21 protein-coding genes are annotated in these 25,348 nt (G+C 72.2%); 8 read left to right on the forward strand and 13 right to left on the reverse strand.

Annotation, left to right across the window (positions count from 1 at the left end):
* Positions 1-11: 11 nt before the first annotated feature.
* The 6 genes from V5D56_RS15365 to V5D56_RS15390 all read right to left on the reverse strand — a co-directional run bounded on the left by V5D56_RS15365 (position 12) and on the right by V5D56_RS15390 (position 7,411).
* The gene (locus V5D56_RS15365; protein ID WP_435736159.1) at positions 12-2,120 is read right to left on the reverse strand and encodes an ABC transporter ATP-binding protein; all 2,109 of its coding nucleotides are present in this window, start codon (positions 2,118-2,120) and stop codon (positions 12-14) included.
* A complete protein-coding gene (locus tag V5D56_RS15370; RefSeq protein ID WP_435736160.1) occupies positions 2,117-3,850 on the reverse strand; it encodes an ABC transporter ATP-binding protein in 1,734 nt (577 codons plus the stop codon). Before V5D56_RS15370 ends, V5D56_RS15365 begins: the two co-directional genes overlap by 4 nt.
* Positions 3,851-3,940: 90 nt before the next feature.
* Positions 3,941-4,627, reverse strand: a complete 687-nt coding sequence (locus V5D56_RS15375) for a TetR/AcrR family transcriptional regulator (RefSeq protein ID WP_435736161.1) — start codon at positions 4,625-4,627, stop codon at positions 3,941-3,943.
* A 51-nt stretch (positions 4,628-4,678) separates the two neighbouring features.
* Positions 4,679-5,986 carry an SPFH domain-containing protein gene (locus V5D56_RS15380; RefSeq protein ID WP_435736162.1) on the reverse strand — a complete coding sequence of 436 codons (1,308 nt, stop codon included), beginning with the start codon at positions 5,984-5,986 and terminating at the stop codon, positions 4,679-4,681.
* 69 nt (positions 5,987-6,055) lie between these two features.
* Positions 6,056-6,508, reverse strand: coding sequence for an NfeD family protein (locus V5D56_RS15385; RefSeq protein ID WP_435736163.1), 453 nt, complete (start codon positions 6,506-6,508; stop codon positions 6,056-6,058).
* Positions 6,509-6,622: 114 nt separating this feature from the next.
* The gene (locus V5D56_RS15390; RefSeq protein ID WP_435736164.1) at positions 6,623-7,411 is read right to left on the reverse strand and encodes an ABC transporter ATP-binding protein; all 789 of its coding nucleotides are present in this window, start codon (positions 7,409-7,411) and stop codon (positions 6,623-6,625) included.
* 27 nt (positions 7,412-7,438) lie between these two features.
* On the opposite strand from V5D56_RS15390, the gene V5D56_RS15395 reads away from it, so the two are divergent.
* Positions 7,439-8,278: a hypothetical protein gene (locus V5D56_RS15395; protein ID WP_435736165.1), complete on the forward strand. Its 840-nt coding sequence runs from the start codon at positions 7,439-7,441 to the stop codon at positions 8,276-8,278.
* A gap of 592 nt (positions 8,279-8,870) precedes the next feature.
* Here V5D56_RS15395 and glgA read toward each other — a convergent pair.
* Entirely contained in the window at positions 8,871-10,082 is a 1,212-nt protein-coding gene (glgA, locus tag V5D56_RS15400; RefSeq protein WP_435736166.1) for a glycogen synthase, read from the reverse strand.
* A 114-nt stretch (positions 10,083-10,196) separates the two neighbouring features.
* Between glgA and glgC the strand changes: the two genes are divergently transcribed.
* Positions 10,197-11,438: a glucose-1-phosphate adenylyltransferase gene (gene glgC, locus V5D56_RS15405; RefSeq protein ID WP_435736167.1), complete on the forward strand. Its 1,242-nt coding sequence runs from the start codon at positions 10,197-10,199 to the stop codon at positions 11,436-11,438.
* 47 nt (positions 11,439-11,485) lie between these two features.
* The gene (gene serB, locus V5D56_RS15410) at positions 11,486-12,154 is read left to right on the forward strand and encodes a phosphoserine phosphatase SerB (RefSeq protein WP_435736168.1); all 669 of its coding nucleotides are present in this window, start codon (positions 11,486-11,488) and stop codon (positions 12,152-12,154) included.
* Between the two features lie 84 nt (positions 12,155-12,238).
* Here serB and V5D56_RS15415 read toward each other — a convergent pair whose 3' ends face one another.
* The 3 genes from V5D56_RS15415 to V5D56_RS15425 all read right to left on the reverse strand — a co-directional run bounded on the left by V5D56_RS15415 (position 12,239) and on the right by V5D56_RS15425 (position 14,387).
* Positions 12,239-12,769 carry a SixA phosphatase family protein gene (locus V5D56_RS15415; protein WP_435736169.1) on the reverse strand — a complete coding sequence of 177 codons (531 nt, stop codon included), beginning with the start codon at positions 12,767-12,769 and terminating at the stop codon, positions 12,239-12,241.
* Between the two features lie 14 nt (positions 12,770-12,783).
* The gene (gene fabI, locus V5D56_RS15420; RefSeq protein WP_435736170.1) at positions 12,784-13,551 is read right to left on the reverse strand and encodes an enoyl-ACP reductase FabI; all 768 of its coding nucleotides are present in this window, start codon (positions 13,549-13,551) and stop codon (positions 12,784-12,786) included.
* A 110-nt stretch (positions 13,552-13,661) separates the two neighbouring features.
* The gene (locus V5D56_RS15425; protein WP_435736171.1) at positions 13,662-14,387 is read right to left on the reverse strand and encodes a beta-ketoacyl-ACP reductase; all 726 of its coding nucleotides are present in this window, start codon (positions 14,385-14,387) and stop codon (positions 13,662-13,664) included.
* 162 nt (positions 14,388-14,549) lie between these two features.
* Between V5D56_RS15425 and V5D56_RS15430 the strand changes: the two genes are divergently transcribed.
* Genes V5D56_RS15430 through V5D56_RS15440 form a run of 3 tightly spaced genes read left to right on the forward strand, consistent with a single transcriptional unit; the run spans position 14,550 to position 16,158 of the window.
* Complete coding sequence (locus tag V5D56_RS15430) at positions 14,550-14,906, forward strand: DUF3099 domain-containing protein (protein WP_435736172.1); 357 nt, start codon at positions 14,550-14,552, stop codon at positions 14,904-14,906.
* Entirely contained in the window at positions 14,903-15,151 is a 249-nt protein-coding gene (locus tag V5D56_RS15435; RefSeq protein ID WP_435736173.1) for a hypothetical protein, read from the forward strand. The genes V5D56_RS15430 and V5D56_RS15435 overlap by 4 nt, the downstream gene beginning before the upstream one ends.
* Positions 15,148-16,158, forward strand: a complete 1,011-nt coding sequence (locus V5D56_RS15440) for an SURF1 family cytochrome oxidase biogenesis protein (RefSeq protein WP_435736174.1) — start codon at positions 15,148-15,150, stop codon at positions 16,156-16,158. Before V5D56_RS15435 ends, V5D56_RS15440 begins: the two co-directional genes overlap by 4 nt.
* Here the strand turns inward: V5D56_RS15440 and V5D56_RS15445 are convergent.
* Positions 16,131-17,729, reverse strand: coding sequence for an ABC-F family ATP-binding cassette domain-containing protein (locus V5D56_RS15445; protein WP_435736175.1), 1,599 nt, complete (start codon positions 17,727-17,729; stop codon positions 16,131-16,133). The two genes, V5D56_RS15440 and V5D56_RS15445, sit on opposite strands and share 28 nt — an antisense overlap.
* 217 nt (positions 17,730-17,946) lie before the next feature.
* On the opposite strand from V5D56_RS15445, the gene ypfJ reads away from it, so the two are divergent.
* Positions 17,947-18,852, forward strand: coding sequence for a KPN_02809 family neutral zinc metallopeptidase (gene ypfJ / locus V5D56_RS15450; protein WP_435736176.1), 906 nt, complete (start codon positions 17,947-17,949; stop codon positions 18,850-18,852).
* A gap of 90 nt (positions 18,853-18,942) precedes the next feature.
* On the opposite strand, the gene V5D56_RS15455 is transcribed toward ypfJ, so the two are convergent.
* Positions 18,943-20,067 carry an N-acetyltransferase family protein gene (locus V5D56_RS15455; protein WP_435736177.1) on the reverse strand — a complete coding sequence of 375 codons (1,125 nt, stop codon included), beginning with the start codon at positions 20,065-20,067 and terminating at the stop codon, positions 18,943-18,945.
* A 184-nt stretch (positions 20,068-20,251) separates the two neighbouring features.
* Here V5D56_RS15455 and metH point away from each other — a divergent pair, with 184 nt between their 5' ends.
* Complete coding sequence (gene metH / locus V5D56_RS15460) at positions 20,252-23,845, forward strand: methionine synthase (protein ID WP_435736178.1); 3,594 nt, start codon at positions 20,252-20,254, stop codon at positions 23,843-23,845.
* 239 nt (positions 23,846-24,084) lie between these two features.
* On the opposite strand, the gene V5D56_RS15465 is transcribed toward metH, so the two are convergent.
* The gene (locus V5D56_RS15465) at positions 24,085-25,275 is read right to left on the reverse strand and encodes a hypothetical protein (protein ID WP_435736179.1); all 1,191 of its coding nucleotides are present in this window, start codon (positions 25,273-25,275) and stop codon (positions 24,085-24,087) included.
* Positions 25,276-25,348: the final 73 nt, after the last annotated feature.

Raw genomic sequence — 25,348 nt, forward strand, 5'->3', positions numbered from 1 at the left:
GGGTTCGGAGATCACCCCGCGGGAGGGCCCGCCGCCACCGCGGCCGCATCGTCCTGGTCGCCCGCGTCGGCGCCGAGCGGGGCCGCGAACTGGCTCTCGTAGAGGCGCGAGTACGCACCGCCCGCGGCGAGGAGCTCGTCGTGCGACCCCTGCTCGACGATCGCGCCGCGCTCCATGACGAGGATCGTGTCGGCGTCGCGGATGGTCGACAGCCGGTGCGCGATGACGAACGACGTGCGCCCCGCGCGCAGGGCGTTCATCGCCTCCTGGACGAGCACCTCGGTGCGGGTGTCGACCGAGCTCGTCGCCTCGTCGAGCACGAGGATCGCCGGGTCGGCAAGGAACGCGCGCGCGATCGTGAGGAGCTGCTTCTCCCCCGCCGAGACGCTGCTGCCCTCGTCGTCGATCACGGTCGCGTACCCGTCGGGCAGGGTCCGCACGAACGGGTCGACCGACGTGGCGCGCGTCGCCGCGAGGAACGCCTCGTCATCGACGTGCACGCCGTCCCGCACGCCGTAGCGCAGGTTGTCCTCGATCGTGCCCTTGAACAGCCACGTGTCCTGCAGCACCATGCCGATGTCGGAGCGCAGGTCGTCACGCGTCATGTCGCGCGTGTCGACGCCGTCGAGCGTGATCCGCCCGGAGTCGACGTCGTAGAAGCGCATGAGCAGGTTGACGAGCGTCGTCTTGCCGGCGCCCGTCGGGCCGACGATCGCGATCGTCTGCCCCGGCTCGACCACCAGGTCGAGGTGCTCGATGAGCGGCGCGTCCGGGTCGTAGGAGAACGACACGTCCTCGAACGCGACGCGTCCCCGCACGGGCTCCACCGTCGCGGAGGGCGACGGGTCGGGAGACTGCTCCTCGGCGTCGAGCAGGTCGTAGACGCGCTCGGCCGACGCGACACCCGACTGGAGCAGGTTCATCATCGACGCGATCTGCGTGATGGGCTGCGTGAACTGGCGCGAGTACTGGATGAACGCCTGGACGTCGCCGAGCGTCATCGTGCCCGACGCGACCCGCAGACCACCCACGACTGCCACGACGACGTAGTTGAGGTTCGCGATGAACCCCATCGCCGGCTGGATGGTGCCGGAGATGAACTGCGCCTTGAAGCTCGACCGGTACAGCGCGTCGTTCTCGCGGTCGAAGTCCTCGATCGCCGCCTGCTGGTGGCCGTAGACCTTGACGAGCGTGTGGCCCGTGTACATCTCCTCGATGTGCGCGTTCAGGCGGCCGGTCGCCGCCCACTGCTCGATGAACTGCGGCTGCGAGCGCTTCGCGATCTGCGCCGTGACGAGCACCGACAGCGGGACGGTGACGAGGGCGATGACCGCGAGCAGCGGCGAGATCCAGAACATCATCGCGAGCACGCCGATCACCGTGAGGATCGACGTGACGAGCTGGGACAGCGTCTGGGTGAGGGTCTGCGAGATGTTGTCGATGTCGTTCGTCACGCGCGAGAGGATCTCGCCGCGCGGGTTGCGGTCGAAGTACGCCAGCGGCAGGCGGCCGAGCTTGGTCTGCACGTCGCTGCGCAGGCGGAGCACGGTGCGCTGCACCACGATCGCCGTGATGCGGCCCTGGAGCCAGCCGAAGAGGAACGAGCCCACGTAGACGGCGAGCACCCAGGCGAGCACGGTCGCGAGCGCCGTGAAGTCGATCCCCTGGCCGGGCACGAGGCCGACCATGCCGGAGACGAGGTCGGCGACCTGGTCCTGGCCCTGGTCCCGCAGCCCCTGCACCGCCTGTGCCTGCGTGATGCCCGACGGCAGCTGCGCGCCGACGACGCCCGCGAAGATGACGTTCGTCGCGTTGCCGAGCAGCTTCGGCCCGGCGACGGCGAGCGCGACCGAGACGATGCCGAGGAGCACCACCGCCACGACGGGCACGCGCTCGGGGCGCAGCGCTCCCGCGAACCGGCGCAGCGTGCCGCGGAAGTTCATGGCCTTCTCGCCCGGCATCCCCATGCCGCCCATCGGTCCCGGGCCGCCCCCGGTGGGACGACCCCGGAGCCGGGTGGAGGCGACGTCGCGCCCGCCGCTGGTCGTGGTGCCGTCACCCTCGTCGGTGCTCTGCGCGAGCGCCTCGTCCGCGCCCCGGGCCGTCTCGTCGCGGCTCATGCTGCTTCCTCCATGGAGAGCTGGGAGTAGACGATCTCCTGGTACGTCTCGTTGGACTCGAGGAGCTCGCTGTGCGTGCCGCGCCCGACGATGCGGCCGTGGTCGAGCACGAGGATCTGGTCGGCGCCGCGGATGGTGGCGACGCGCTGGGCGACGACGATGACGGTCGACCGCCGGGTCCGCGGCGCGAGCGCGGCGCGCAGCCGGGCGTCCGTCGCGTAGTCGAGCGCCGAGAACGAGTCGTCGAACAGGTAGACGGCCGGGTCGCGCACCACGGCGCGAGCGATCGCGAGGCGCTGGCGCTGACCGCCCGAGAAGTTCGCCCCGCCCTGCGCGACCGGGGACGCGAGCCCCTGGTCGAGCGACTCGACGAAGTCTCGCGCCTGGGCGACCTCGAGCGCCGCCCAGAGCTCGTCGTCGGTCGCCTCGGGCCTGCCGTAGCGCAGGTTGTCCGCGACGGTCCCCGAGAACAGGTAGGCCTTCTGCGGCACCAGCCCGAGGAGCGAGCCGAGGTCGGCACCGCTGAGGTCGCGCACGTCCGTGCCGTCGATCCGCACGGACCCGCCGGTGACGTCGAACAACCGCGGGACGAGGTTGAGGAGCGTGGTCTTACCCGCTCCCGTCGAGCCGATGATCGCCGTCGTGCGTCCCGGCTCGGCGACGAACGAGACGTCGTGCAGGACCGGCTCCTCCGCACCCGGGTAGCGGAACTCGACGTTGGAGAGCTCGACCCTCCCGGTGCGGTCGCCGAGCGCGACCGGCCGCTCGGGCTCGACCACGGAGGCCTGCGCGTCGAGCACCTCGGTGATGCGCTCGGCCGAGACGGCGGCCCGCGGCACCATGACGAACATCATCGTCGACATCATCACGGCCATGAGGATGTACATGAGATAGGACAGGAAGGCCGTCAGGGCCCCGACCTCCATCGCGCCCGCGTCGATCTGCCGCCCGCCGAACCACAGCACCGCGACGCTCGACGCGTTCATGACGAGCATGACGGTCGGGAACATCAGGGCCATGAGCTTGCCGGCCCGCAGGGACGTGTCGAACAGCGCCTCGTTGGCCTCCCCGAACCGCTGCTCCTCGTGGCGCTCGCGCACGAAGGCGCGGATCACGCGGATACCCGTGATCTGCTCGCGCAGCACGGCGTTGATCGCGTCGATGCGCGTCTGCATCTGCCGGAAGTACGGCACCATGCGGGCGACGATCAGGCCGACGCTCACGCCGAGCACGGGCACGATCACGAGGAGGAGCGCCGACAGCTCAACGTTCTCCTGGAGCGCCATGATGACGCCGCCCACGAGCATGATCGGCGCCATCACCATGATGGTGAAGGACAGCAGCACGACCATCTGCACCTGCTGGACGTCGTTGGTCGTGCGCGTGATGAGCGACGGCGCGCCGAAGCGCCCCATCTCCTGGGCCGAGAAGCGCTGGACGTTCGTGAAGAGGCCCGCGCGGACGTCGCGGCCGAGGGCCATCGCGACCCGGGCGCCGTAGTACACGGCGACGATCGCGCACACGACCTGACCGAGGCTGACGGCGAGCATGACGCCGCCGGTCCGCACGATGTAGGCGGTGTCGCCCTGGGTCACGCCCTGGTCGATGATGTCGGCGTTGAGGCTCGGGAGGTACAGGGTCGCCATGGTCTGGACGAGCTGGAGGACCAGGATGACCACGATCGGGGTGGTGTACGGGCGCAGGTAGGCCCGCAGGAGTCTGAGGAGCATGGGAGGTCCTGTCGCTGGGACGGGTTCGGGGTCGAGGTGCTGCGCGGCGCACCGCGCGGACGGGGCTCGGGCCGGACGTGTGCGGCGGTGTCAGGGCGACGGGTCGGTGCCGGTGGGCTCAGCGATCCCGTGCAGGAGGAGGTCGGCGACCTGGTCGGCGTCGAGGCGGCTCCCGCCCGCGAGGTGCGCGACGGCGGGGGCGAGCACGAACGACGAGACGACCACCGCCGCGACGCTCACGGGAACCCGCAGCTCGTCCCTGTGCGGCTGCAGCCGTTCCTCGATCGCGGCTCCCAGGGCAGCCGCGGAGCGCTGGCGCGCGTCGAGGCCGGGGTGCGGGGGGTGCGCACCGGCGCCAGCCGTCCGCGACTCCCCGCCCGGTGGGCCGCCGCCCGGACCGAAGCGCCCACCGAGGACCTGGTGGGCGGCCGCGAAGACGCGCATGCCCGCCCGCTGGGCCTCGGCGAGCAGTCCGGCGAGCTCCCGGACGAGCGCGGGGAGGTCGTCACCAGGGAGCGCGAGGATCGCGTCGACGAGCGGCTGCGGGTCGAGCGAGCGGACCACCGCGGCGCGCAGGAGCTCGTCCTTGTCGGCGAACGCCCGGAAGAGCGTGCCCTCCGCGACGCCGGCGGCCTCGGCGATCTGTCGCGTCGTGACCGCGGCGCCGTGCTCGACGAGGAGCGGCACCGTCGCCGCCGCGATGGCGTCCCGACGGTCGTCGCGCGACATCCGCGCCGCACGCTCGGGACGCGCAGCGGCGCGGGAGGAGTCGATCACAGGACCACAGTAAGTGAGTGAGCACTCACTTGCAACAGATTTTCGCCGGGCTCAACGCCCCGGCTCGAACGACGGCGGCTGGCCGAAAGGCGGCTCGTCCGTCGGCGGCTCGTCCTCGGTCACGGGCGGTGGGGGCGGCGGCGCGTACGGCGCGGCTCCACCGAGAGGCCGAGGAGCCGCGGCCCCCGGCTCGGGCGGCGTCGCGCGGTGCTGGCCGCCAGGATGCTGACCGCGTTCCGTCGACGGGTCGAACGGCAGCCCGGACCGCGTGCCGGAGCTCGTGGCGTCGGCCGTCGCGGCCTCCGCCTGGCGTCGCGCCTCGGCGAGCGCCTCCGCCGGGTCGGTGAGCGACGGCGTCCCGAACCGGACCCGGTCGCGGTCGCGCTCGCGCCGGGCCTCGGCGCTCGCCTCGGCGGCCTCCGCGTCCTCCGCGGGCGTCGGGCCCGGCACTCCCCCGCCGTCGATACCGGGCACGCCGCCGAAGCCCTTGGCGATCGAGCCGAGCGCCGCCGTGAACTCGGTCGGCACGACCCACAGCTTGCTCGCGGTGCCGTTGGCGATCTGCGGCAGCATCTGCAGGTACTGGTACGCGAGGAGCTTGGGGTCGGCGTCCCCCTCGTGGATCGCGTCGAACACCTGGAGGATCGCGCGCGCCTCGCCCTCGGCCGTGAGGATCTTCGCCTGTGCGTCGCCCTCGGCGCGCAGGATCGCGGCCTGCTTCTCACCCTCGGCCGTGAGGATCTGGGACTGCTTGAAGCCCTCGGCGGTGAGGATCGCGGCGCGGCGGTCACGCTCCGCACGCATCTGCTGCTCCATCGAGCCCTGGACGCTCGCCGGCGGGTCGATCGACTTCAGCTCGACGCGGTTCACGCGGATGCCCCACCGCCCGGTGGCGTCGTCCAGCACTCCACGCAGCTGCCCGTTGATCTGGTCACGGCTGGTGAGCGTCTGCTCGAGGTCCATCGAGCCGATGACGTTGCGCAGCGTGGTGACGGTGAGCTGCTCGATCGCCGTGATGTAGTTCGCGATCTCGTACACCGCGGACTTCGGGTCGGTCACCTGGAAGTAGATGACGGTGTCGATGCTCACCACGAGGTTGTCCGACGTGATGACCGGCTGCGGCGGGAACGAGACGACCTGCTCGCGCAGGTCGACGGACGCGCGGACCCTGTCGACGAACGGGACGAGCAGGTGCAGGCCCGGTTCGAGGGTGCGGGAGTATCGCCCCAGCCGCTCGACGATGAGCGCCACGGCCTGCGGGACGATGCGCACCGCCTTGACGAGCGCGACGATCACGAAGATCAGGACGAGCGCGAGGACGATGTACGCGAGGATCGTTCCGGGGCTGGGGTCGGTCATCGGCTGCCTCCTGGTCGTCTCCCCAGCCCGGCCGGGCTGGGCGGTGTGCCGTGGGACGTCTCGGTCTGGTCAGGCGCCCCGGGGGTGCTCCGCCGGCAGCGGGGCGACGACGGCGGTCGCGCCGTCGATGCGCAGGACGCGCACGTCGGCGCCCGCGGGGATCGGTGGGGCGTCGGGCTCCGTGCGCGCGGTCCACACCTCGCCGACGAGCTTGACCCGGCCGCCGACCTCGGTGACCTGGTCGACGGCGAGCGCGGCCCGCCCGACGTGCGCGGCGACGTTCGTCTCGGCGAGGGGCACGCGGTCCCGCAGTCCACGCAGGAGCCACGGCCGCAGCGTCAGGAGGAGGATCACGCTCACGACGGCGAACGTGAGGATCTGGAGCCACAGCGGCCCGCCCGCCGCGTTCACGCCGGCCGCGGCGAGCGCGCCCCCGGCGAACATGATGAGCACCAGGTCGAGCGAGATGATCTCGATCAGGGCGAAGACGAGCGCGCCTCCGACCCACCACAGCCAGTCCATCTCGACCCCCGATCGTCCGTGCGGTCTTTACGAGTACTTTACCGAACTATCGGGCTGGATGCACGCCTCGTCGGGCAGGCACGAGTCGCGTGCCCCCACCACCGTCCGACCAGGTCAGGGGCGGGCCGCGCGCGCCATCCAGCGCCCGCCGCCGTGCGCCACGAGCAGCGGGAGCCCGAAGGCCTCGCTGAGGTTCTCGGCCGTGAGGACCTCGCCGATCGGCCCGGCCCGGTGGACCCTTCCGTCGCGCAGCAGCATGAGGTGCGTGAAGCCCGGCGGGATCTCCTCGACGTGGTGCGTGACGAGCACGAGGACCGGCGACGCCGGGTCGCCCGCGAGCTCCGACAGCGCGGCGACGAGCTCCTCGCGCCCGCCGAGGTCCAGTCCGGCGGCGGGCTCGTCGAGCAGGAGGATCTCGGGGTCCGTCATGAGCGCGCGGGCGATCTGCGTCCGCTTGCGCTCGCCCTCCGACAGCGTGCCGAACGTACGGTCCGCGAGGCCGTCCACCCCGAACGCGCGCAGCAGGTCGTCCGCGCGCTCGGTGTCGAAGTCCTCGTAGCTCTCGCGCCACCGCCCCGTCACGCCGTACGCGGCGGTGAGCACGACGTCGCGCACCGTCTCGTCGCCCGGGATGCGCTCGGCGAGAGCCGCCGAGGCGAGCCCGATGCGGGGGCGCAGCTCGAACACGTCCACGCGGCCCAGGCGCTCGCCCAGGACCTCCGCGGACCCCGACGTGGGGTGCATGCGTGCCGAGGCGATCTGCAGCATGGTCGTCTTGCCGGCGCCGTTGCGGCCCAGGATCACCCAGCGCTCGCCCTCGTTCACCTGCCAGTCCACCGCGTCGAGGATGGTTGTGGTGCCACGTCGGACGGTGACGCCCTGCAGGTCGAGAACCGCGCTCATGGTCACCGACCCTATAGGTTGGCCGACGTGGATTCCCATTCGTCCAGCACGCCCGGGGCGGCCTCGGCGTCCGCGCCCGGTGCGCTGCCCCGCAGCGCGCTGCTCGCGCTGTGGCTGCGGGCCGCGCACCGTGCTCCCGCCGACGACGAAGCCCTCGCGCGCGCCGTGCGCGCGGTCGAGCGGGACGACGAGCCGCACGTCGCCTCCGGTGCGCTGGGCGACGTCCGGCTCGCCGACCTGCTCGGCGCGTGGTCGGGCGGCGCGAGCGCCGTCGTCGCGCTCGCCCCGGTCCCGGGGGACGTGACGGGCGTCCCGCCCGAGGTCGCCGCCACGGCCACCGACGTCGGCGAGTGCGTGCTGGTCACGACCTCCGCGGGGTCGTGGGCGCTCGCCCCCGAGGTCACCGAGTTCGGCAGCGACCTCGAACCCGGCCACCTGGTCACGTGGCACGTGACGGCCGTGGCGCCCTGGACGACCCGGGTGCTCGGCGCCACCGGGACCCTGGGCGAGGCCGAGCACGAGCTCCGGACGGCCCTCCTCGTCGCGACGCAGGCCCTCGACGCCCTCGACGTCGCACGCTGGCGGGAGGACGCGGCCGACGCCATCGCGGGCCTGCGCTCCGGGGGCGCCCCCTCCTGGCAGCTGCCGGCCAGCCTGGACGGCCGCGCGGTCCGGGTGCTCGAGCAGGCCGTGCGCCTGCGCGCGATCGTCGACCTCGCGGCGGCCGACGACGGCGGTGCGGTCAACCTGTGGCAGGCCGACCAACGCTCCACGGCGCTCCGCGAGGTCGACCGCGCGTCCCGCCGCGCGATCGGGGCCGCGACTCTCTGGGTCAGCGACGACGCGCCCGGCCGCCCTCGCGCCTGAGCCCGTCGCGTCCGGTCGTGCGTCACCTCCGCGGTGGCGTCGCACCGTGCGCTCGGGCTGGCGCGCCGTCACCTCGGCCGGCAAGGTCACGTTCCCGCGCGCGCTTCTACGCCCTTCGCACACGGTCCGACCCCACCGCTCGTCCTGCCCGTCACCACTCCGCACCGCGCCGTCCGGCCGACGATCGCGACCGGGTCGGACGTCGTGAGGCGAGGGGCACCCGAGGCGAGACGACGGCGGCCGGGGCGGGTGATGTGCGAAGGGCGTCAGAGCCGCGCTCCTCAGAGGCGAGCCGACGGACCGTGGTGACGGCGCGGCAGCCCGAGCACGTCAGCCGCCCCGGCCACCCGACCCGACCACGGCGCGGCAGCCCGAGCACGTCAGCCGCCCCGGCCCCCGACCCGACCACGGCGCGGCAGCCCGAGCACGTCAGCCGCCCCGGCCCCCGACCCGACCACGGCGCGGCAGCCCGAGCACGTCAGCCGCCCCGGCCCCCGACCCGACCACGGCGCGGCAGCCCGAGCACGTCAGCCGCCCCGGCCACCCGACCCGACCACGGCGCTCGCACCACCCGCGGCGAACCCCGCGTGCGTCAGGACTGTCCCAGGACCGTCCGGTAGACGTCGAGGGTGCGCTCTCCGATCGCGTCCCACGCGAAGTGCTCCTCGACGCGCGTGCGCGCCGCGTGCCCCATCTCGGTGGCGCGCGCCGGGTCGGTGGCGAGCTGCGTGAGGGCGTCGGCGAGGTCGGCGACGAACCGGTCGGGGTCGAGAGGGGTGCCCGTGCCGTCGTCCGACTGGTCGATCGGGACGAGGAGGCCCGTCACGCCGTCGTCGACGACCTCGGGGATGCCGCCGGTCGCGGTCCCGACGACGGGCAGCCCGACGGCCATCGCCTCGAGGTTGACGATGCCGAGCGGCTCGTAGACGGACGGGCAGACGAACACCGTCGACGCGGCGAGGACGGCGACGAGCTCGGCGCGCGGCAGCATCTGCTCGATCCACACGACGCCCGTGCGCTCGGCCTGGAGCACCTCGACGGCGCCGCTGACCTCGGCGGCGATCTCAGGCGTGTCGGGGGCGCCCGCGCAGAGCACGAGCTGGACCTCGGGGGGCAGGGCGCGTGCGGCGCGCAGCAGGTAGGGCAGGCCCTTCTGCCGCGTGATCCGGCCGACGAACACGACGGCGGGCCGGTCCGGGTCGATGCCGAGGTCCCGCACGACCCGGTCCGCGACCACGCGGTCGGCATCGCTCTCGGGCCGGCGCCAGCCGTCGAGGTCGATGCCGTTGTGCACGACGTGGACCTTCGCCGGGTCGACCTGGGGGTACACCCGCAGGATGTCGTCCCGCATGCCGGCGGAGACGGCGATCACGCCGGCGGCCCCCTCGTAGGCCGTGCGCTCCGCCCACGACGACAGCGCGTAGCCGCCGCCGAGCTGCTCGGCCTTCCACGGACGCAGGGGTTCGAGCGAGTGCGCGGACAGCACGTGCGGCACGCCGTGCAGCAGACCTGCCAGGTGGCCCCCGAGGTTGGCGTACCAGGTGTGCGAGTGCACGAGGTCGGCACCCGCGACGTCGCCGGCCATCGCGAGGTCCACGCCGAACGTGCCGAGCGCCGCGTTGGCCGCGGACAACGAGCCCGGCACCGAGTAGCCCGTGACCCCGTCCTCGGCGCGGGGTCCGTCGAAGCAGCGCACGCGCACGTCGACGTGGCGGCGCAGGACGGCGGACAGCTCGGCGACGTGCACGCCGGCGCCCCCGTACACGTGCGGCGGGTACTCGCGTGTCAGCAGGTCGACTCTCACGCGCCACACGCTAGTGCACGACGACACACCCGCCACGGGACGCCCACGGTCGGGTCGGGACCAGGATCCGGCCCCCGGCTGCGAGGCCCCGTCCCGAGGGACTACGGTCTGGGCATGGCCGCCGCACCCCGAGTTCTCGCCATCGTCCTCGCCGGGGGCGAGGGCAAGCGCCTCATGCCCCTCACGGAGTCCCGGGCCAAGCCGGCCGTGCCGTTCGGCGGCATCTACCGGCTGGTGGACTTCGCCCTGTCGAACCTCGTGAACTCCCACTACCTGCACATCGTCGTGCTCACGCAGTACAAGTCGCACAGCCTGGACCGGCACATCACGAAGACGTGGCGCATGTCGGCCCTGCTGGGCAACTACGTCGCCCCGGTGCCCGCGCAGCAGCGCGTCGGCAAGCACTGGTACCTCGGCAGCGCGGACGCGATCTACCAGTGCCTCAACATCATCGACGACGAGCGCCCCGACATCGTGGTCGTGGTCGGCGCCGACCACGTCTACCGCATGGACTTCTCCCAGATGGTCGACGCGCACGTCGAGTCGGGCGCACAGCTCACCGTCGCGGGCATCCGCCAGCCGATCGGCATGGCCGACCAGTTCGGCGTCATCGAGACGGACGCGAAGGACCCGACGAAGATCGCCGCCTTCCGGGAGAAGCCGACGGACCCGGTCGGGCTGCCGGACTCCCCCCAGGAGATCCTCGCGTCCATGGGCAACTACGTGATCGACACCGACGCGCTCGTCGAGGCGGTGACGTCCGACGCCGCGAACGCCGGTTCGCGCCACGACATGGGCGGGGACATCGTCCCGGCGTTCGTCGAGAAGGGCACGGCGGCGGTCTACGACTTCATCCGCAACGACGTCCCCGGCTCGACCGACCGCGACCGCGACTACTGGCGCGACGTCGGGACGATCGACTCGTACTACGACGCGAACAAGGACCTCATCGCGGTGACGCCCGTGTTCAACCTCTACAACGAGGAGTGGCCGCTGCACACGGGCTACGTGGGTCTTCCCCCCGCGAAGTTCGTGCACGCCGGGCGGGGCCGACTCGGGCACGCGGCCGACTCGCTCGTCTCCCCCGGCGTCATCATCTCGGGCGCGACGGCGGTCGGCTCGGTCCTGTCGCCCGGGACCTACCTGCACTCGTGGTCGTCGGTCTCGGACTCTGTGCTCATGGACGGCGTCCAGGTGCACCGGCACGCGCAGGTCCACCGCGCCATCATCGACAAGAACGTCGTCGTGCAGGAGCAGGCACGCATCGGGCTCGACCCGGAGCAGGACCGCGCGCGCGGCTTCACGGTCACGGAGTCCGGCATCACCGTGGTCCCGAAGGGCACGGTCGTCGAGTGACGGCCTCCCCCGCACTCGCCCAGCACCCGGACCAGGACCCACGCGCCGTGACGACCACCCGCCCCGCCCGGCTGCTCGTGATGGACGTCGACTCGACGCTCATCGAGCAGGAGGTCATCGAGCTCCTCGCCGACCACGCAGGGACGCGGGAGCAGGTCGCGGCGGTCACCGAGCGCGCCATGCGCGGCGAGATCGACTTCGCCGCGTCGCTGCGCGAGCGTGTCGCGACGCTCGCGGGCGTCCCCGTCGAGGCGTTCGCGGACGTGCGCGGACGCGCCACCTTCACGCCGGGCGCCGCGGAGCTCGTCACCGAGGCGCGCCGGCGCGGCTGGGAGGTCGGGCTCGTGTCCGGCGGGTTCGAGGAGATCGTGGCCCATCTCGCCGCGGAGCTGGGCATCACGCTGTTCCGCGCGAACCGCCTCGAGGTCGCCGACGGCCACCTGACGGGCCGCACGGTCGGGCCCGTCATCGACCGGGCGGCGAAGGCGGCGACGCTGCTCGACCTCGCGGCGCGCATAGGCGTCCCGGTCGAGGACACGATCGCCGTCGGCGACGGCGCGAACGACCTCGACATGATCGCGGCGGCCGGTGTCGGGATCGCGTTCGCGGCCAAGCCCGTCGTGCGCGAGCAGGCACCCTTCAGCGTGGACGGGCCCCGGCTCGACGCCGTGCTGGACGTCGTCGACCGTGCGGACGCGGCGGCCGGGCGCCGCTGAGGATCTTCGCGGGCGCTCCGCGAGCGACGCCCGCGGAACGGCAGCGGCCGGCACCGGGGACCCCGGTACCGGCCGCTGCGACGTTCAGGCCGTGGGTCGTCCCACGTAGGTGAGGAGCGCCCCGCGCGGTCCCCAGTCCTGCCACGCGGCGTCGGACTCGAGGACGCTGTACGTCGCGGTCGGCACCCCGACGCGCACCTGGGCGAGCGCCCCGCCGTCCGACGCGGGGTCCGCGAGGTGCGTCGCCGTGGCGGCCATCGTCGGCTCGTGGCCCACGACGAGCAGCGTGCGCACGCGCGGGTCGGTCTGCGCAAGGAGTTCGACGACGTCCGCGACGTCCGCCGCATACAGCGTGTCGGTGACCGTCACGTCCGGCTCGACGTCGCCCAGGTGCGCCGCGAGGAGGTCCCACGTCTGGCGCGTGCGCAGCGCCGACGAGCACAGGACCCGGTCGGGCACGAGGCCGCTGTCCCGCAGCGCGGCCCCGACCCGTCCGGCCTGGCGCCGGCCGTCGAGCCGGAGGGGCCGCAGGACGTCGTCGACGGCCCCCGCCCGCTCCGCCTTGGCGTGGCGCAGGAGCACGAGGCGCCGCGCGCCGCCGGTCTCGTCGCCCACCTGCGCCACCTGCCTCACTGACCCATGGCGTGCACGCCGCCGTCGACGTGCACGATCTCACCGGTCGTCGCCGGGAACCAGTCGGAGAGGAGGGCGACGACGGCGCGCGCGGCCGGCTCGGCGGTCGTCTGGTCCCAGCCGAGCGGGGCACGCGTCGGCCAGGCGTCCTCCATGGTCGCGAAACCGGGGATCGACTTGGCGGCCGTCGTCCGGATCGGCCCGGCGGACACGAGGTTCGCGCGGATGCCGTCGGGGCCGAGGTCGCGAGCGAGGTAGCGGTTGGCGGACTCCAGGCCGGCCTTCGCGACGCCCATCCAGTCGTAGACGGGCCAGGCGAACTGCGCGTCGAACGTCAGCCCCACGAGCGCCCCGCCGTTGGTCATGAGCGGCTTGGCGGCCGTCGCGAGCGACTTGTAGGAGAACGTGGAGACCTGCAGAGCGGTCGCGACGTCCTCCCAGGAGGCGGAGAGGAAGTTGCCGCCCATGACGGACTGCGGCGCGAAGCCGATCGAGTGCACGACGCCGTCGAGCACGTCCACGTGCTCGCGGACCGCGTCCGCGAGGCCGTCGAGGTCCGACTGGTCGGTGACGTCGAGCTGGACGACGGGGGCCTCCGCGGGCAGACGCTTGGCGAACGCCTGCGTGAGCTTCATCTGGCGGCCGAACGAGGAGAGCACCACCTGCGCTCCCTCCTCCTGGGCGAGCCGCGCCGCGTGGAACGCGATCGAGGAGTCGGTGAGGACCCCCGTCACCAGGAGCTTCTTGCCGTCGAGCAGACCCATCGGTTTCCTTCCGTCGAGCGCCCGGTGAGAGGGCGCGCTGGGGCGAGCGTACTGAAAGAGAGCAGGTTCCGGGCGGCGTGGGACGCCCGGAGGTGTGGACCGGCGAGGGGTCAGTGGCCCATGCCGAGGCCGCCGTCCACGGGGATCACGGCCCCCGAGACGTATGCGGCGTCGTCGGACGCGAGGAACCGGACGACGCCCGCGACCTCCTCCGGCTGCGCGAACCGGCCGGCCGGGATCGCCGCCTTGTAGGCGGCCTGGCGCTCCTCGGGCAGCTCGGCGGTCATCGCGGTGTCGATGAAGCCCGGCGCGACGACGTTCGCCGTGATGCCGCGCGACCCGAGCTCGCGCGTGATCGAGCGCGCCATGCCGACGAGCGCGGACTTCGACGACGCGTAGTTGACCTGGCCGGCGCCGCCGTACAGGCCGATGACGGACGACACGAGGACGATGCGCCCGCGGCGCTGCCGGATCATGCCCTTCGTCACACGCCGCACGCAGCGGAACGTCCCGGTGAGGTTCACGTCGACGACGGACTCGAAGTCCTCGTCGGTCATGCGCAGCAGGAGCTGGTCGCGCGTCACGCCGGCGTTGGCGACGAGCACCTCGACCGGCCCGAGCTCGTTCTCGATCTCCGTGAACGCGGCGTCGACCGCAGCCGTGTCGGTGATGTCGGCGACCGCGCCGAAGACACCCTCGGGCAGGTCCCCGCCGCGGTACACGGTGGCGACCCGGTCGCCGTCGGCTACGAACCGCTCGGCGATGGCCCGGCCGATCCCGCGTGCGGCGCCGGTGACGACGACGGTGCGCGGGGCGGAGTTGGTGACGTCGGACACGTGGGTCTCCTCGGTGGCGGCGGTGGGGAGGTGCGCGCCCGCGTCGGCAGGCGCTCGGCACCGCACCGAACCTACCCCGTGAGCTCGACGAGGTGCGCGCGCGGACCGTCATACGTCGCCGCCGCGCGCTTTGTGGGGTCCGCACAAACGTAGACTGGTCGGGTGAGCACACGACGTGCGGGCGGTCGGTCCTCCGAGCCCGTCCAGAGCATCACGGCCGCGCCCCAGCCGTTGGCCGAGGACCAGGCGCGTCGCACGCGCCGGTACCTCGTCCAGATGGGCATCCGCGTCGTGTGCTTCGTCGCGGCGGTCGCCGTGTGGAACACGTTGCCGTGGCTCACCCTGATCCTCGCGGTCGCGGCCGTCGTGCTGCCGTACGTGGCGGTTCTCGGTGCGAACGCGGGCCGCGACCAGGTGCACTACGACACCTCCCCGATGGAGCACCGTGCCCTGCCGCCCGGCGACGTGCCGGGCGGTCACGGCCTCGGGCCCGGACCGACGTCGGGAGACCCGCGATGACCGACGTGCTGGGGCTCGCCGACCCGGTCGGCGACGACGAGCTGGTGTGCAGCGCGAAGGGCTGCCGCGAGGCTGCCGCGTGGGGCCTGCTGTGGAACAACCCCAAGATCCACACGCCCGAGCGGCGCAAGGTCTGGCTCGCGTGCGACGCCCACCGCGAGCACCTCGAGACGTTCCTCGGTGCGCGCTCGTTCTGGCGCTCGACCGTGCCCGTCGACGACCTCGACCGCCGGCCGGCACCGTGACGGCTGCACCGACCGGTCCGGGCGCGCCTTCCGCAGCCCCGGGCCCGACGACGCAGCGCGCCACCGCCGACGCCCACCAGCCGCGCACGCCGCGGCAGTGGGTGACGCTCGCCGTCGGCGTCGTCGTGCTCGTCGCGCTGTGCCTCCTGGCGGGGCGCTGGCAGTGGAACCGGTACGTCGCGCGCGACGCGGAGATCCAGCAGATCGAGGCGAACTACGTCTCCGACCCGGTTCCCGTGGCCGACCTCCTGCCGGCGCCCGGCGCGTCCCTCGACGACGCCGACGTGTGGCGGCCGGTGGTCCTCGAGGGTCGGTACGAGGCCGACGCGACCGTCCTCCTGCGCAACCGCCCCGTCGGCGGCAGCCCGGGCTTCCACGTCCTCGTGCCGTTCGTCACCGAACCGGCCCCCGGCGCGCCCGACGGGCTCGTGGTCGTCGTGGACCGCGGCTTCGTGCCGCTCGGCACGGACGCCGTGACCCCCGGCGACCTGCCCGCCCCGCCGGAGGGAGACGTCGAGGCGACCGTCACCCTGCGGGGCGACGAGCCGTCGTCGGGCCGGGACGCGCCCGACGGACAGGTGCAGGCCATCTCCACCGACCAGGTGCTCGCCGCCGGGCCCGACGGCGCCGCATGGGCCGACGGGCGGACGGTCGGTGCGTACGGGCAGCTCCGGTCGGAGGACCCGGCGCCCGCCGTGCCGCTCGAGACCTTGCCGAAGCCCGACACCGACCCCGGGTCCCACCTGTCCTACGCGTTCCAGTGGGCCGTCTTCGCGCTCGGCGCGGTCATCGGGTTCTGGCTGCTCGTACGCCGGGACCGGCGCGACGCACGCGGCGAGGACACCACGCTGACCGCGGGCGACCTTCTCGCCGCCGACGACCCGGGCGCGGCGCGCGCCCGGCGCGACGCCCGCACCCGGCGCCCCACCGCGGAGGACGAGGAGGACGCGCTCGTCGACGCCCAGCTCGACGCCGCGCGTCAGGCGAGCGAGACCAGCTCCGCGTAGCCGTCGTTCCAGAGGTCCTCGTCGCCGTCGGGCAGCAGCAGCACGCGCTCGGGCTCGAGGGCCTCGACCGCGCCGTCGTCGTGGGTGACCATGACCACCGCGCCCTCGTACGTCTTGAGCGCCCCGAGGATCTCCGCGCGCGACGCGGGGTCGAGGTTGTTGGTGGGCTCGTCGAGCAGCAGGACGTTGGCCGACGACACGACGAGCGTCGCCAGCGCGAGGCGCGTCTTCTCGCCGCCGGACAGCACGTTGGTCGGCTTGTCCGCGTCGTCCCCGGAGAAGAGGAACGAGCCGAGCGTCGAGCGGACCTCGGTGTCCGTGAGGTCCGGCGCGGCGTGGCGCAGGTTCTCCACGACCGTCACGTCCATGTCGAGCGTGTCGTGCTCCTGGGCGTAGTAGCCGATCTTCAGGCCGTGCCCGGGGTGCACCTCCCCCGTGTCCGGCTTCTCGACGCCGCCGAGGATCCGCAGGAGCGTCGTCTTGCCGGCGCCGTTGAGCCCGAGCACGACGACGCGGCTCCCCCGGTCGATCGCCAGGTCGACGCCCGTGAAGACCTCCTGCGACCCGTACGCCTTGGACAGCCCCGACGCGGTGAGCGGCGTGCGCCCGCACGGGGCCGGCTTCGGGAACCGCAGCTTGGCGACCTTGTCGGACTGACGCTCGCCCTCGATACCGGCCAGCAGCTTCTCCGCGCGCCGCATCATGTTCTGCGCCGCGACGGCCTTGCTCGCCTTGGCGCGCATCTTCTCGCCCTGAGCCTGCAGGACACCGGCCTTCTTCTCGGCGTTCTGCCGCTCCCGGCGACGACGGCGCTCGTCCGACTCGCGCTGCGCGAGGTAGGCGTCCCAGCCGAGGTTGTACTGGTCGAGCTCGCCACGGTTGGCGTCCAGGTGGAACACCTTGTTGACCGTCGCGCGCAGCAGCTCCGTGTCGTGCGAGATCACCACGAAGCCGCCGGAGTACCCCTTGAGGTAGTCGCGCAGCCAGATGATCGAGTCGGCGTCGAGGTGGTTCGTCGGCTCGTCGAGGAGCAGCGTCTCGACGCCGGAGAACAGGATGCGCGCGAGCTCGACGCGACGGCGCTGGCCACCCGACAGCGTGTTGAGCGGCTGGCCGAGCACGCGGTCGTCGAGGCCGAGGTTGCTCGTGATCCGGTGCGCCTCGCTCTCGGCCGCGTACCCGCCCGCGGCCTGGAAGCGCGCCTCGAGCCGGGGGTAGCGCTCCATCGCGGCCTCGTGCGTCTCGACGTCGGCGCTCGCCATCGCGCCCTCGGTCTCGCGCATCTGGCGGACGATCGAGTCGAGGTTGCGGGCCGACAGCACGCGGTCGAGCGCGAGGACGTCGAGGTCGCCAGTGCGCGGGTCCTGCGGGAGGTAGCCGATGTCGCCGCCGCGCGTGATCTTCCCCGCCGTCGGCTGGGTCTCCCCCGCGAGCGTCTTGGTCAGGGTCGTCTTGCCGGCGCCGTTGCGCCCGACGAGGCCGATCCGGTCGCCGGCGGCGATCTGGAACGTGGCCTCGTGCAGCAGGACACGGGCGCCGACACGCAGCTCGACGCCGTGGGCGGTGATCACGGGAGGGTCCTCTCGGGTGGTTCGTGGTGCCCGACGGCGGCCGGTCGCCTCGGCCTCGGGCGACACAGGGTCGTCGCTGGGCCGTCGCAAGGCCATCGCAAGCCCTCGCAGGGGGACCGGCCCGCGGTGGGCCTCGTCGATTCTACGGGCCTGCCGTCCGGTCCACCGGACCGCCCGTCCGGGGGCCTGCTGACCGGCCCGGCGGTACCTTGTGCTCGTGACGTTCCAGGAGGGTGGCTCGTTCGAGGGCGGCCGTGTGCGCAAGGGCGGCGGCCGCGGTCGCGGACCGCTGATCGCCGGCGGCGGGATCGGTGCCGTGCTCGTCGCGCTCGCCGTCGCGTTCCTCAGCGGCCAGACGGGCATCGACCTCAGCGGTCTGACCGGCGAGGACGGCGGCGGGTCGGACGCGCTCGGCGAGGGCCAGGCGCAGGCCGTCGGCGACTGCACCGCCGAGCAGGCCAACACCGACCTCGAGTGCGAGCTCAGCGCCACCGCGCAGGCGCTCGACGCGTACTGGGACGAGACCCTGCCCGCACAGTCCGGCGTCCAGTACGAGCTTCCCGAGGTCGTGAGCTTCACCGGCCAGGTGTCGACAGGGTGCGGTGCCGCGACGAGCGCCGTCGGGCCGTTCTACTGCCCGAGCGACCGCACGGTGTACATCGACGTGGGCTTCTACGACGACCTCACGTCGCGCTTCGGCGCGAACGACGGCGGCCTCGCGCGCATGTACGTCGTCGCGCACGAGTTCGGGCACCACATCGAGCAGCAGATCGGCGCGATGGAGGCGGCCGACCGCAGCGGGACCGGACCGGAGTCCGACTCGGTGCGGATCGAGCTCATGGCCGACTGCCTCGCGGGGATGTGGGCCGGCCACGCGTCGTCGACCCCGGACCCGGACACCGGGGTGACGTTCCTCGAGCCCGTCACCGAGCAGCAGCTCCGCGACGCGCTCTCCGCCGCGTCCGCCGTCGGCGACGACCGCATCCAGGAGTCCGCGACCGGTCAGGTCAACCCCGAGGCGTGGACCCACGGCTCGAGCGAGCAGCGGCAGCGCTGGTTCACCATCGGCTACAACGGCGGCACGATCCAGGACTGCAACGCGCTCGACGCCCCCTCGCTCTGACCCGCCGCGGCGAGATCGACCCGTACGGCACCAGATCGACCCTCCGAAGGTCGATCTCGCGGCGTACGGGTCGATCTCGCGGGACAGGCGTCAGAGCTCGATCGAGTACATCCGCGAGCCGCTGACCTTCTCGTAGCCGAGGCTCGCGTACAGCCCGTGGGCGCCGGACGGGTTCTCGGTGTCGACGTCGAGGCTCGCGTACTGCATCCCGTCCGCCGCCATCGCCCGCATGGCCGCCGCGAGCGCCGCGACGGCGACCTTCCTGCCGCGGTACGCGCGCCGCACCCCCAGGAGCTCGGTGTAGCCGAACGTGTAGCCGCGGACCGGAAAGTCCTCGTCGTAGCGCCCGGCCATCTCGTAGCCGACGACGAGCGGCCCGCCGGCCCGCAGCGTCGCCGCGGTCTCCGGGTCCGTGTGCGGGTCGGCGAGGAGCGCGTCGACGTCGGGGGCGTCGTCGACCACGAGGAACGACCACTGCGGCGCGAACTCGCTGCGGCCGTGCGTCCAGGCCTCGGGCGTGCGCGGCTCGCTGCCCCAGTGGTCGCGGAACGCGTCGTTGTGCGCGAGGCGCGTCGCCTCGTCGAGCTCCTCGGACCAGGGCACGACGCGCAGCGACCCGTCGAGCGGTGCGTCGGGCACGGGTGCGGCGAGGTCGCGGCGCAGGTCGGAGTAGTAGCGGCGGGCCTCGAAGCCGAACCGCTCGTAGAGCCGGGCCTTCGACGGCGGGTCGGTGTCCTCGCCGTAGAGCGCGAGCCGGGCCGGGATCTCCTTGCCGCTGGCCGCGAGCACCTGGCGCGCTCGCGCGACCGTCCAGGCGAGCACCTCGCGCCCGACGCCGCGGCCCCGGTGCGACGCGTGGACGCCGCCCCAGAGGTACACGCGCACCGTGCTCGTGTCCCCGGGGTGCGTGTCGACGAGAGCGTAGGCACGCAGCGTGCCGTCGGTATCGACCCCGACGAGCGAGTCCGTCTCGAAAGCGCGCCACGGCGCGGTGAACATCTCCTCGACCTCGGCGAGCGTCTCGCGGTACGGCTCGGCGTCGGTCGCGGCGATCTCGTTCTTCAGCGTCAGCAGGGCGGGCGCGTCGGCCGCGACGGCGGGCCGCCACGTGAGACCGCCTGCGCTCACGGGCGGGAGGGTCGCCGGCGCCGCGGCACGCTGGGCGATCGGAGTGAGCGGCGGGGCGGTCGTGCTCGTGACCGGGCTGGAAGGCATGCCGACCACGCTAGGCGAGGGACCGGCGTCGGGCACGGGGATTTCTGCCGGCCGCGGACGCCGAGACGTGACCTTCCGCCCCGTCACCGGGCGAATCCAGGGCGGAAAATCGCTTCTCGGCCACCGGCGAGGGGGTCGTGAGATGGTCGTTCGCACGGTCGCACCCGGCGTCTAGGCTGCACCCATGCTCACTGCCGTCGCCCAGGAGATCGCCGACGCCCGCTCCCGGGCCTTCGCCGAGGCGTTGCGGACGCGCGTCGTCGTCGCGGACGGCGCGATGGGCACGATGATCCAGGCGCAGGACCCGAGCCTCGAGGACTACGAGGGGCTCGAGGGCTGCAACGAGATCCTCAACGTCTCACGCCCGGACATCATCGGCTCCGTGCACGACGCGTATCTCGAGGTCGGGGTCGACGCGATCGAGACGAACACATTCGGCGCGAACTGGTCCAACCTGTCGGACTACGACATCGACCACCGCATCCGGGAGCTCGCGGCGGCCGGCGCGCGGATCGCCCGTGAGCGCGCGGACGCCTTCGCCACCGAGGAGCAGCCGCGCTGGGTCCTCGGCTCGATGGGGCCGGGGACGAAGCTGCCGAGCCTCGGGCACACGACGTACGCGCACCTGCGCGACACGTTCGCCGAGCAGGCCGCCGGTCTGCTGGAGGGTGGCGCGGACGCCATCCTGGTCGAGACGAGCCAGGACCTGCTGCAGACGAAGGCCGCGGTGAACGGGTCCCGGGCCGCGATGCGTGAGGTGGGACGCTCGGTCCCGGTGATCGCCCAGGTGACGGTCGAGACCACGGGCACGATGCTCATGGGCTCGGAGATCGGCGCGGCGCTCACGACGCTCCAGGCGCTGAAGGTCGACGCGATCGGGCTCAACTGCGCGACGGGCCCGGCGGAGATGAGCGAGCACCTGCGGCATCTGTCGCGCCACGCGGAGATTCCCGTGACGTGCATGCCCAACGCGGGCCTGCCCGTGCTCGGGCCCGACGGCGCGTCGTACCCGCTCACTCCTGACGAGCTCGCCGCCGCGCACACGCAGTTCGTGCAGGAGTTCGGGCTCGGGCTCGTCGGCGGCTGCTGCGGGACGACGCCCGAGCACCTGCGCCGCGTGGTCGAGGCGGTGCACGGGCGCCCGGTGGCCGAGCGGCACCCCCAGCGTGAGAACGGCGTCGCGAGCCTGTACTCGCACACGGACCTGCACCAGGACGCGTCGGTCCTCGCGATCGGCGAGCGGACGAACGCGAACGGCTCCAAGGCGTTCCGCGAGGCGATGCTCGCGGAGAACTGGGAGGAGTGCGTCGAGATCGCGCGCGCCCAGACTCGCGACGGCGCCCACCTGCTCGACGTCTGCATCGACTACGTGGGGCGCGACGGCGTCGCGGACGTGCGCGAGGTCGTCTCGCGCCTCGCAAGCGCGTCGACCCTGCCGCTGGTCGTCGACTCGACCGAGCCGGAGGTCATCGCCGCCGGGCTCGAGCTCGTCGGCGGGCGGGCCGTCGTGAACTCGGTGAACTTCGAGGACGGCGACGGCCCGACGTCGCGGTTCGCGCGGGTCATGCCCCACGTCGTGGAGCACGGCGCGGCGGTCGTCGCGCTGACGATCGACGAGGAGGGGCAGGCGCGCACGACCGAGACGAAGGTCGCGATCGCGACGCGCCTCGTGGAGACGCTCACGGGCGACTGGGGCATGCGGGTCGACGACATCATCGTCGACGCCCTGACGTTCCCCATCGCGACCGGGCAGGAGGAGACGCGACGCGACGCGATCGAGACGATCGAGGCGATCCGCGAGATCACGCGCCGCTTCCCCGGCATCCACACGACGCTCGGGGTGTCGAACGTGTCGTTCGGGCTCAACCCGGCCGCGCGCACCGTGCTCAACTCGGTGTTCCTCCACGAAGCCGTCGAGGCCGGCCTGGACTCCGCGATCGTGCACGCGGCGAAGATCCTGCCGCTCGCGCAGATCCCCGACGAGCAGCGCGAGGCCGCGCTCGACCTCGTGTGGGACCGGCGCCGGTACGACGACGAGGGCAACCTCGTGCACGACCCGCTGGCCGTGCTGCTCGACCTCTTCGAGGGCGTCGACTCGGCGGCCCTCAAGGACCAGCGCGCGGCCGAGCTCGCCGCGCTGCCCGTCGGCGAGCGCCTCGAGCGGCGCATCGTCGACGGCGCGCGCAAGGGGCTCGAGGACGACCTCGACACCGCACTCGCCGACGGGATGAAGGCGCTCGACATCGTCAACGACCACCTGCTCGAGGGCATGAAGGTCGTCGGCGACCTCTTCGGACGCGGCGAGATGCAGCTCCCGTTCGTGCTGCAGTCGGCCGAGGTGATGAAGACGGCCGTCGCGCACCTCGAGCCGCACATGGAGCGCGTCGAGGGGGACACAGGGAGCAAGGGCACGATCGTCCTCGCGACCGTGCGCGGCGACGTGCACGACATCGGCAAGAACCTCGTCGACATCATCCTCACGAACAACGGCTACACGGTCGTCAACATCGGCATCAAGCAGCCGATCTCGGCGATGATCGAGGCGGCCGAGCAGCACGACGCCGACGTGATCGGGATGTCCGGGCTGCTCGTGAAGTCCACCGTGGTCATGAAGGAGAACCTCGCCGAGCTCGCGTCGCGCGGGCTGGCCGAGCGCTGGCCGGTGCTACTCGGGGGCGCTGCCCTGACCAGGACCTATGTCGAGGACGACCTCGCCGGGCAGTTCCCCGGCGTGGTGCGGTACGCACGCGACGCGTTCGAAGGCCTGCGGCTCATGGAGCCGCTCGTGCGCGTCGCGCGCGGCGAGTCGGCCGACGCCGTCGGGCTGCCCGCGCTGAAGAAGCGCCGGCACGCGGTCGTCACCGTGACCGAGACCGCGCCCGAGGACCTGCCCGCACGGTCCGACGTCGCGGCGGACAACCCCGTGCCCGATCCCCCGTTCTGGGGAACGCGGCTCGTCAAGGGCGTGCGGCTCGCAGACTATGCGGCGTTCCTGGACGAGCGCGCGACGTTCATGGGCCAGTGGGGTCTCAAGCCGGGGCGTGGGGACGACGGTGCCTCCTACGAGGAGCTCGTCGAGACCGAGGGTCGGCCGCGCCTCAACGAGTGGCTCGACCGGATCCGCACCGAGGGCATGGTCGACCCGTCGGTCGTGTACGGCTACTTCCCGGTGTGGTCGGAGGGCGACGACGTGGTCGTCGCGCACCACGGTGCCGGGCTCGCGGGGATCGGCGCGCCCGACGGCGGCTCGGGCGGCGAGCCGGGGACCGAGCGCCTGCGCTTCACGTTCCCCCGGCAGCGGCGCGACCGGCACCTGTGCCTCGCCGACTTCGTCAAGCCGCGGTCGTGGGTCGAGGAGACCGGCCGGTACGACGTGCTGCCCGTCCAGCTCGTGACGATGGGCGCGAGCGTCGACGAGCACACCGCCAAGCTGTTCGCCGGCAACCACTACCGCGAGTACATGGAGCTGCACGGTCTCTCGGTGCAGCTCACGGAGGCGCTCGCCGAGATGTGGCACGCGCGGGTGCGGTCGGAGCTGGGCTTCGCCGACGAGGACCCGAGCGCGGTCGAGGACATGTTCAAGCTCGAGTACCGCGGCGCGCGCTTCTCGCTCGGGTACCCCGCGTGCCCGGACATGGAGGACCGCACCAAGGTCGTCGAGCTGCTGCGCCCCGAGCGCGTGGGCGTCGAGCTGTCCGCGGAGCTCCAGCTCCACCCGGAGCAGTCGACCGACGCGTTCGTCTTCCATCACCCCGAGGCGAAGTACTTCTCCGTCTGACGTTCTTCAAGTTGGGTCCCGGCTGGTCGGCCCGGCTCCAGTGAGCTGACCTGCGGCGATGCTTTTGCGCGACCAGTACCTGAAGGTCTGGATGGTCGCAATTTAGCTCTGCCAGTTGAAGGGCGTTCCAAGACGGGTCGTGAACCGGGCCCACGAGGCGTTCCTGGAGTGGCGCTTGCACGCGCCGCAGCACTCTTGCAGGGCTCCCCACTGGCGCATTCACCTTCGTCGCTAATGCGTCAGTGCTGGGTGCGGTTCACCTTGGGCAGCTTGGCCAGTTCGACGGCGACTCGCAAGGCGTCTCGACGCTGATCAGAGACCGTTCCAAGGCTGTGCTCCTCAAGCAGCACCACGGCCAATGCCTCAACGCGATCCAGGGCGGATTTCTCCACCGCCCGAACGACACCATGGACTAGACCATTCCGAATGCGATACATCTCGCCGACCGCCGCACTGGCCGCCTTATGGTCGATTTCAAGAATCCGCGCAACCGCCAGCTTTACTGGCTTGATGTTGGCGTTCTCGCCAAGCTCGAGCGCCTCGATACACAGCCAGTAGGCAATGTACTTTTGTACGCGATCCAGCTCGGAGTCCGCACGCCAATACCATTGGGATGCCACCTTGAGTCGTGCCCGCTCTTCCGCCGGAAGCTCAAGCCGTTTCTCGATCGCCGAACCCACCAGATCGATGAAGCGCTGACCGTCAAGGACTTCCATGCGAGCCTGGCTCTCCATTCCCAGCGAACGGCCTCCGAGCAGACGGTTCCAGTGCCAATCCTCGAACACTTCACCGACTTCCTCGGTGAGTATCGGACCAAGTAGCCGCGCGCCATACATGAAGTCGATCATTGCAGTGAGTTCAGCGACTCCCGCTCGACCGGCTGCCAGCATAGCGTCGAACTCCGACCAATCGCCCTCGGGCAACTCATAAAGGATCTCAAGGTAGTTTGTTGGCGGCGTCACCTCCTGGTGACCTTCGAATTTTAAGTTGGCATTGGGTTGCCATTCGTACCCGTAATCTAGTCCTGACTGCTTGAGCTCACCCCACTCAGGCACGATAAAAATGCCTGGCAGTCGGCCCGCCAAGGCGTCGCCAAATCGAGGTTCGCCAAATGTGACTTTACCATTCCCTACATTGATCCTAAGGTTCGGATAGAGCATTGATACCTGAGGATTGGGGATGGTGCGAATTGTCTTATGCACGAGGCGATACGCTGGTCGCCCGGTGCCAGCCGGATGTTCCTCATCCGACATCTGCCAGCCACCAAAACTTAACTGATGTGGGAACTCAACGTTGTGACGCCAACCTTCAATGAACGAGTCGAGTCCGTGGATCTGGTCTTTGCGGACGGGCGTGACCTCCCCAGACTGGTTGCTATAGATGTTCGCGCGCCGATCGTACTCGTCGGTTGCAGGACCCGGGTCTGACATGGTGCGCATCCTGCCATGGCCGCCCTACCCGAGACCGAAATACCAGCCGACTGTTCGAGGCGGGACATCGAGA

The organism is Cellulosimicrobium sp. PMB13 (assembly GCF_051294865.1).
In the GTDB taxonomy this organism is placed as follows: domain Bacteria; phylum Actinomycetota; class Actinomycetes; order Actinomycetales; family Cellulomonadaceae; genus Cellulosimicrobium.